Origin of the sequence: Polymorphobacter multimanifer, assembly GCF_014205635.1 — a bacterium.
GTDB classification, from domain to species: Bacteria; Pseudomonadota; Alphaproteobacteria; order Sphingomonadales; family Sphingomonadaceae; genus Sandarakinorhabdus; species Sandarakinorhabdus multimanifer.
This window is the reverse complement of the sequence record NZ_JACIIV010000053.1, coordinates 1-7,954: the sequence shown is the minus strand read 5'-3', so window position 1 is coordinate 7,954 and position 7,954 is coordinate 1. Positions and strand designations below refer to the sequence as shown.

8 protein-coding genes are annotated in these 7,954 nt (G+C 64.1%); 7 read left to right on the top strand and 1 reads right to left on the bottom strand.

Annotation, left to right across the window (positions count from 1 at the left end; all coding sequences use genetic code 11):
• The first annotated feature begins 93 nt into the window (after positions 1-93).
• From FHS79_RS18065 to FHS79_RS18035, 7 genes are all read left to right on the top strand, one after another.
• The gene (locus FHS79_RS18065) at positions 94-1,443 is read left to right on the top strand and encodes an IS1380 family transposase (RefSeq protein ID WP_184203176.1); all 1,350 of its coding nucleotides are present in this window, start codon (positions 94-96) and stop codon (positions 1,441-1,443) included.
• A 278-nt stretch (positions 1,444-1,721) separates the two neighbouring features.
• Positions 1,722-2,840, top strand: a complete 1,119-nt coding sequence (locus FHS79_RS18060) for a helix-turn-helix transcriptional regulator (RefSeq protein WP_184203173.1) — start codon at positions 1,722-1,724, stop codon at positions 2,838-2,840.
• Positions 2,841-2,990: 150 nt separating this feature from the next.
• Positions 2,991-4,694, top strand: coding sequence for a hypothetical protein (locus FHS79_RS18055; RefSeq protein WP_184203172.1), 1,704 nt, complete (start codon positions 2,991-2,993; stop codon positions 4,692-4,694).
• 59 nt (positions 4,695-4,753) lie between these two features.
• Positions 4,754-5,080, top strand: coding sequence for a hypothetical protein (locus tag FHS79_RS18050; RefSeq protein ID WP_184203170.1), 327 nt, complete (start codon positions 4,754-4,756; stop codon positions 5,078-5,080).
• Positions 5,058-5,768: a C39 family peptidase gene (locus FHS79_RS18045; RefSeq protein WP_184203168.1), complete on the top strand. Its 711-nt coding sequence runs from the start codon at positions 5,058-5,060 to the stop codon at positions 5,766-5,768. The genes FHS79_RS18050 and FHS79_RS18045 overlap by 23 nt, the downstream gene beginning before the upstream one ends.
• Positions 5,765-6,436, top strand: a complete 672-nt coding sequence (locus FHS79_RS18040; protein WP_184203166.1) for a hypothetical protein — start codon at positions 5,765-5,767, stop codon at positions 6,434-6,436. Before FHS79_RS18045 ends, FHS79_RS18040 begins: the two co-directional genes overlap by 4 nt.
• A 25-nt stretch (positions 6,437-6,461) precedes the next feature.
• Positions 6,462-7,760 carry a hypothetical protein gene (locus FHS79_RS18035; RefSeq protein ID WP_184203164.1) on the top strand — a complete coding sequence of 433 codons (1,299 nt, stop codon included), beginning with the start codon at positions 6,462-6,464 and terminating at the stop codon, positions 7,758-7,760.
• On the opposite strand, the gene FHS79_RS18585 is transcribed toward FHS79_RS18035, so the two are convergent.
• A partial coding sequence (locus tag FHS79_RS18585; protein WP_207792448.1) for a hypothetical protein occupies positions 7,738-7,954 on the bottom strand: 217 nt, incomplete at its 5' end. The two genes, FHS79_RS18035 and FHS79_RS18585, sit on opposite strands and share 23 nt — an antisense overlap.

Genomic DNA, 7,954 nt, shown 5'->3' with positions numbered 1-7,954 from the left:
ACCGTCGATACTGCGCGACTGTCCGGGGCCAATCCCTACAACACCATCCTCGGCGCTGTCTCCGCCGGATAGCTCAACGCAGGGGGTGGGTAATTGCTGAGTGATAGCAAGCTGCTGTTTTCGTTTCTAGCGGTGCTGGGCAAGAAAGTGACGGCGGCATTTGATGGTGGCCGGCTGACCTCGGACGGCGGGGCGTTGCTGCTGGCCATGGCGGAGCGGACCATGGGGATATGTGACGCGCTGGCGTCATGTGTTGCTGACCGGCGCGATCGGGCTCGGAGGATTCACAGCGTGGCGGACATCTTCAAGGCGCGGGTGCTGGCGATCGCGTGCGGCTATGAGGACGCCGATGATCTGGACAGCCTGCGCCATGATCCGGCGTTCCGCCTGGCGCTGGGCAAGCTGGTCGAGGCAGGGCCGGGTCTGGCGAGCCAGCCCACGATGAGCCGCTGGGAGAACGCGCCGACCACCTTGGAGCTGGCGCGCATGATGAAGCGGATGGTGGCGATTTACTGCGCAAGCTATGCGGCACCGCCGGCGGCGGTGACGCTGGACATCGATGACACCTGCGACGTGGCCCACGGCTGTCAGCAGCTGTCGTTCTGGAATGGGCACTATGGCGAGCGCTGCTTCTTGCCGATCCATGTGTATGACACGGCCACCGGCAGGCCTGTTGCGATGTTGCTGCGCACTGGCAAGACGCCGACTGGCAGGGAAGCGGCCGGGCACATCCGCCGGCATGTCCGTCAGATCCGCCGGCATTGGCCGTACACGCACATCACGATCCGCGGTGATGGCCATTATGGCCGGCCCGAGGTCATGGACTGGTGCGAGGTCAATGGGGTCGATTACATACTTGGCCTGACCGGCAACGCCGTGCTGCGGGGTGACACGGTGCTGGCCATGGCCGCGGACGACTGTGCGGTCAGGCGCGCACTGAAGGACCTGCCCGACCTGCGTTGCCATGCCGAGACCTGCTACGCTGCCAAGCGCTGGAAGCGTGCCCTGCGGGTGGTGGCGCGTATCGAGGCCTGCAGGGCTGGCATGGATATCCGCTACGTGGTGACGTCGCTGACAAAGCCGACGGCCGAGCACATCTACGAAAAGCACTATTGCCAGCGCGGGCAGGCCGAGAACCTGATCAAGATGCACAAGGGTCAGCTAGCCAGTGATCGCACCTCGTGCCGGTCGGCCAATGCCAACCAGATGCGGTTAATCCTGCACACGGCCGCCTACTGGCTGCTATGGACGGTTCGCCAAGCGATGCCGGATAGCGCAAAACTTGCCAAGGCCGAGTTCGGCACGATCCGCTTGCGGCTCCTTAAGGTTGGTGCCCGGATCATCGAGACCGCCTCGCGCATCCGGATCGCCTTTGCCTCAGCCTGCCCGGATGCTGACCTGTTCCGCCAGATCGCCCTGCGCCTGCGCGCGGCACCGGCATAGATGGCGCGGCCGTGCCGCCGAAACCGAGCCCATCGACCGCAACACGCAAAACCCGAAATCTGCGACGCAACAGGCGCCATGGCAGTGCTTGGGCAAAATCACCTCGAGCGGCCAACGCAAACACCGGCGAGGCCGAACTCCGCCGATTCAGAGACCCCGGTGAATAAAAGCGGTTAGCAACGGAACTTTAATGCCTAAAGGAAGGTATACCCCTCAAAGCTCCCGACAATCCTTCGTTGATTATCAGCGTCACAGATCGGGTCCTTTGGGAGACGGAAATGGCCAGCGGAGCGCTCAAACCGGTTTGCACGCCTCTTTGGAACGACCATGCCAAACGCCATCACGGTGGGTTGAATAGCGTCGTGATGCGCCTGCAACATCTTCTCGACGGCGATACCGTCATGGCAATTGTCGTCGACCGGGTTGCGATCTTGTCGGAGGTTGTTGCTAGCGTCGGCGATCCGCACAGGCTGGCGCAGATGCGGCCGAGCGCCGCGGCGCTGGTCGATTTTTTTAATGACGCTGCGGCCAGGGGCGCGGTCGCCGCGGGCCAGGACGCGCGAGTTACGCGCTGCTGCGGGATCGCTGGGTCAGTTGAGCAATTGACGATTTGCGTCGCCTTGGCACCCGGTATCGAGCTTGTGTTTCTCGTCAGTCATAAAGTTGGCTCACAGCCCTTTAAACTCAAACAGGACCAAGCGGCACGGCGCATCGGAGCCTGGGTCGCCGACTATGCGCTGCTTTGGTGGGAGGTGCGCGGCGGCCATCGCCGCATCGAGACCATGCACGCGGCGCTTGACCTGATCGGCTTTGCGGTCCTGGTCCTTGGTGCCGATCAGCACGATATCGTCTCGAACGCCGCTGCCCAGTCAATGCTTGCCAAGGGCGACGGTCTTCGAATGCACGAGGGTATGCTCACTGCCGCAATGTTGCCAGACACGGCGCGCCTGCATGGCGCCATCGCACATGTCAGAGCAAAGTCGTCCTCCAATGACGGCGCGGACGTCCAGTCTGCACCGCTGTTGTCGATCGCTCGCGACGGTCGACGGCCGCTGTCGGTGGCGGTGATGCGAGGCTTTCACCGGAGCCGATACGACCAGCAATCGGTCGTAATTCACGCCATCGACCCTGAAGATCAAATCGGCAGGATCATGACGCCGACCTGCGAAATGTTCTGCCTAACCGCTGCGGAAGCGCGGCTGACGGCGCTGCTGGTGGCCGGAATGTCGCTGGCCGACGCTGCTTTGCGGCTTCGTATCCAGATGCCGACCGCGCGGACATACCTCAAGCAGGCCTTTGCTAAGACCGGGACCAACAGGCAGGCCGCACTCGTCCAGGTAATGCTGACAAGCATGGTGAGCACAGAGCCGCGTGTATCGCTGGCTGTGTTTCGTTGACCCATCATACCCTCCATTTAGAGGGTATGATCGTATCTGTTCAGGCGATGGGTCGCTGCAGTTTAATCCCCTAGTAAGATACGCCCGCTTCCCGCGGTCACGGCAACGACTGCCCCATTGCCGGACATCAGATTCACCGGAGTGTTAACTATGAAGCACGTCATTCTCATCACGACATCGATCGGCGCGCTCGCGCTGGCAACCGCCGCCTCGGCGCAGACCGCTATCCCGAACAACACGACGCGAACCGCTTCATCTTTCAACGACCTGTCGACCAACGGCTCGTTCAACGACAGCTCCACCGACACGACGAACACCGACAACACCCGCAACACGTCGAGCAACTACAGCGACTCGAGCGACAATTCGACCCGCTCGACCGAGACGACGAACACGTCGCTCGATTACAGCGACGCCAGCGACAATTCGACCCGCTCGACCAATACGACCAACACCGACAATACGCGTAACACTTCGACCACCACGACCGATGCCAGCGGCGTCGGCGCCGGCAGCGTCGGGGCCAACAACGGCGGCAGCGCCACTGACAGCCGCGACATGTCGAACCGCAGCGACAATTCGCAGCGCACGACGACGACCAGCACCGACAACACCCGCAACACCACCACCAACACCGACAACACGCGCAACACCTCGACCGCCACCGACAACAGCGACCGCAGCGGCTCTTCGGGTGCGCAGGTTGCGGCGAACAACGGCGCCAGCGCCACCGACAGCCGCGACATGTCGAGCCGAAGCGACGATTCGCAGCGCACTACGACCACCAACCTGTCGTACAGCGACAGCAGCAGCGCCAATGCCGGCACCGTGGGCGCCAACAATGGCGGCTCGGCGACCGACAACAGCGATCGTTCGACCAGCAACCTGACTTATAATTCGAACGACCAGCGCACCACCAACACCGACAATAGCGATCGTTCGGACAGTTCGATGAACAGCTCGAACAACGACAATTCGGTGCGCAACGAGACCACGAACACCGACAACCGCGACCAGAGCAGTGCCAGCGGTGCCCAGGTGGCGGCCAACAACGGCAGCTCGGCGAACGACAGCCGTGACCAGTCGACGACGATGATCAACACCGACAATAGCGACGCGAGCAGTGCATCGGGTGCGCAGGTTGTGGCCAACAATGGCGGCTCGGCGACCGACAGCCGCGACCAGTCGAACCGTTCGACCAATGACTCGAACAACGACAATTCGCAGCGTACGACGACGACGACCAGCTCCGCCAACGGCGCGCAAGTAGCGGCAAATGGCGGCGACGCTACCGACAGCCGTGACCAGTCGAACAATTCGGTCAATAACTCGAACAACGACAGTTCGGATCGGTCGGACAACTCGTCGCGCAACACCAACCGCAATTCGGGACGCGGCTCGAATGCGATCGGCGGCTCGGCGAGCTATGTGGACAGCTCGATGACCCAGTCGGGCAATATGGCCTCGGCCGCACCCGGTTCGGCTGCGACCAGCAACCAGTTCGGCGGCGGCGCGGTTGTGTCGACGGCCACGCTTGCGGGCTATGTCACCGGCAACAGCGTGTATTACGCGGTTCCCGGCGGCAATGGCGGCAGCGGCACCAGCAATGGTGGCATGGGCACCGACGGCACGGGCAGCGACGGCGGCTCGACTGGGCGTCCGGGCGGCACGGCAACTGGTGCCACGGGCACAGGTAGCTATGTCGACAACAGCCTGAGCGTTTCGGGCTCTGCGTTTCAGAACTTTGCGGGTCTGCAAGGTCTGAACCAGAACACCGGCGTCGGCGTGTCGCAGAATGCCAGCGTCAATGTCGCGGTGTCGACTGGCACCATGAACATTGGTGGTGCTCGCTGATTAACGGGGCCGGGCGGGTATCAACCCGCCCGGCTCACTGTGTTGCAAGGGAGAATATCATGGTCCGCGCCGCCGCTACCATCCTGTTGGGCTTCGGCCTGGCCGGCGCTGTCGCAGCCGCCGAGCCTTTCGACACCGCACCGGTCGCCGACGCGGCGCTCGGTGCCATCGTCGGCAAGGCCGACACCAGCCAGGCGGTGTTTGCGAACAACACCGCGTCGGTAACCAACAATCGGATCGTCGGCACATCGACGACCGGCGTTATCACGATCTCCGGCAACGCGTTCCAGAGCCTGAACGGTCTGGCGCTGGTCAACGCCAATACCGGCAACAACGTCGCCATCAATGCCTCGCTTAACGTCAATGTCGCGATCACACCGCGCTGAACTCCTGCTGTTCGTCGGGCTCGCGGGGTGTGCTTCGGCCGCCCCCGATGCCGGCACCAACCGGCTAGCGCTCGGCAATCTGTCGACAGCGCTGCCTGTGGTCTCGATGTACGAGCGACGTTTCGCAACTGTCGTGCGCCAGCAATACGATTTCAGCTGCGGCTCGGCAGCGCTGGCGACATTGCTGACCTATCATTATGCGCGGCCGATCGACGAGCAGGCGACCTTCACCGGTATGTTCAGGACCGGCGACCAGGCCGCCATCCGCCGCCTCGGCTTTTCGCTGCTCGACATGAAGCGGTATCTCGCGGACAGCGGGTTCAAGGCCGACGGCTATCAGGTGACGCTGACGCAGATCGCTGCCGCCCGCCAGCCGGGCATCGCGCTGATCGAAACCGGCGGATACAAGCATTTCGTTGTGCTCAAGGGCATCGAGCCCGGCCTCGGCGGCGACAGCGTGTTGCTCGGCGACCCGGCGACCGGGCTGCGCCGGATGAACGCCGCGGCGTTCCTAAAAAGCTGGAACGGAGTGCTGTTCGTCATCGATGCCGGCGGCGCTGCGGTGCAGGCGAGCTTTGCGCGGCCGACCGAACTGGCGCTCGCGCCCGGTGGCCAGATCACGCAGCAACTCGAGCCGCTGAGCCAGCAGGCGCTGGCGCTAACGCGCCCGACGCTGGGAGACCTGTGATGCCCGCCCCCTTGCTGGTGTTTGCCTTGATCGTGCTCCCCGATGCCCGCCTCGCGGAGATGCGCGGCGGAATCATGCTGGCCAACGGAACCAACATCTCGGTCGGCATCGCGCTCGAAACGCGGGTCGACGGCATGCTGGCGCTGCGCACGCAGTTTTCGACCGAAACGCCTGGGATTCAGGTCTTCGCCGGCGGTCCCGACACGACCATCATCGTCGATCCCGGCGCCACCGTTTCAGACAACCTTCGGCCGTTGCCCGCCGTGGAGAGCAGCCGCGCCGCTACGGGCACGGTCATCGGCGCGTCGCCGGTCACGGTCGGCAGCTCCGTGCGGATCGGCGTTGCCAGCGCCGGCGAAGCGGCCAGATCGCCCGGAACGGCGCTTGCCGTCGTCGAAAACGGGCCGGCGGTGGCGACCGCGCTCGGTGCCGTCCGGCTGCTTCGGACCACCGGTGGAACGGTTACCGAGCTCAATGGCCCAAACCTCGCGATTCAACAGCTGGTCGGCCAAGCCACGGGAACGATCGTCACTAACAGCGCCAGCGACCGCATCATCAACACCGTCACCTGGGTCGATGTCCGCCTCGACGGCGCGTTGATGCCGTCGGGCCTTACCACGTCGATCGAGAGCGTCGCCCGCGCCGTTGCCGATCGCGCGCGCTTCTGAACCACCGGACAAGGAAACCACGATCATGCGGCGTTCGACTTTGCCGGGGCTGGCGACCGCCCTTGTCCTTTCAGCACCGGTACTCGCCACGCCGGCGATTGCCGCAAACCTGGAAATCGAGGCGCTGAAGAACGAGATCGCCGACCAGCGGCGCGAACTCGATGCCCAGCGCAAGCGCTTGCAGTCGCTCGAGGATCGTCTGCTCAACACCCTTCGCGGCACGGCTTCAGTCGACCAGATCGGCCAGCCGTCACCACTAGCGAATGCGCCGCCGGCAAATGATTCGCGGCCCGCCGCGCCGGTGGCGACAGTCGGGGTCGCCCCACCGGAGCGCGAGCGGACCCCCGAAGTGGCGGTGCTGTCCGACCAGGGGGGCATTGTGACCCGGGCGGGTCAGTTCACCATCGAGCCGAGCTTCGAATACGCGCGCGCCGACCGCAACCGCGTGATCTTCCGCGGCATTGAGGTGCCGCAGTCGGTTCTGGTCGGCGTTTTCGATATCAACGAGAGCCGGCAGGACATTCTGGTCGGCGCGATCGGCCTGCGCTTCGGAGTCAATTCTCGCTTCGAGGTGAACGGCCGTATACCCTATGTCTACCGGACCGACGTCTCGGTGCTCGCCGCCGCGGTGCAGAACCAGAACGGCAGCGCCGACCGTCCCGATGTTCCCGCGCGCGGCCGCAACGTCGGCGATGTCGAGTTCGGCGCGCGCTACCAGCTGACCAACGGCGGCCGCGGTTTCCCGTACCTCATTGCCGGCGTCCAAGCCGTCGCCCCGACCGGCACCAACCCGTTCACCGTGCCGCGCGATACCGGAACCGGCGTCGCGCTGCGCTCGGCGACCGGCGCGGGGTTCTGGGGCGTGACACCGACGGTGACCGCGTTGCTGCCCAGCGATCCGGCGGTGCTGTTCGGCACGCTCGGATACACGCGCAATTTCGGCCGCGGGTTCGACGGCGTGCAGATCAACCAGGACGTGCTGATCGATTATGTAAAGCCGGGCGATGCGATCCTCGGCAGCGTCGGCATCGGCATTTCCCTCAATCCGCGTGTCGCACTCAGCCTCGGCTATGCCCATAACTGGTCGTTCGGAACTCGCACGCAAGGCCGCGCGATCCAGCGCGACCCGATCAACGGGCCGACGACGACACCCTTCGATTCGGAGTTGCGCGACCTGCAGATCGGCCGCTTGCTATTCGGGGTCAGCTACCGGACTTCGCCGTCGACGACTATCAATTGGAATGTCGAAGTCGGCGCGACGCAGGATGCCGCCGATGTGCGCACGACGCTTCGCATCCCGTTCAGCTTCGGCGGGCAGCCGTAAACTCTTCCAGCGGGTTAAGGTCTGGTTGCAACAAAACTGCGATCTGCTGATGTTGAGGACAGCGCGACGGCACCGTCAACTTGTTGTGGTTGGGCGCGTGGAAAGACGCGATGCCGGAATTGGGCGTAATCATGCGGCCATTGCGACGCCGGTCACCTCGGCCCAGTGCGTGAACGCCTGGGTGCGGGCAGAGC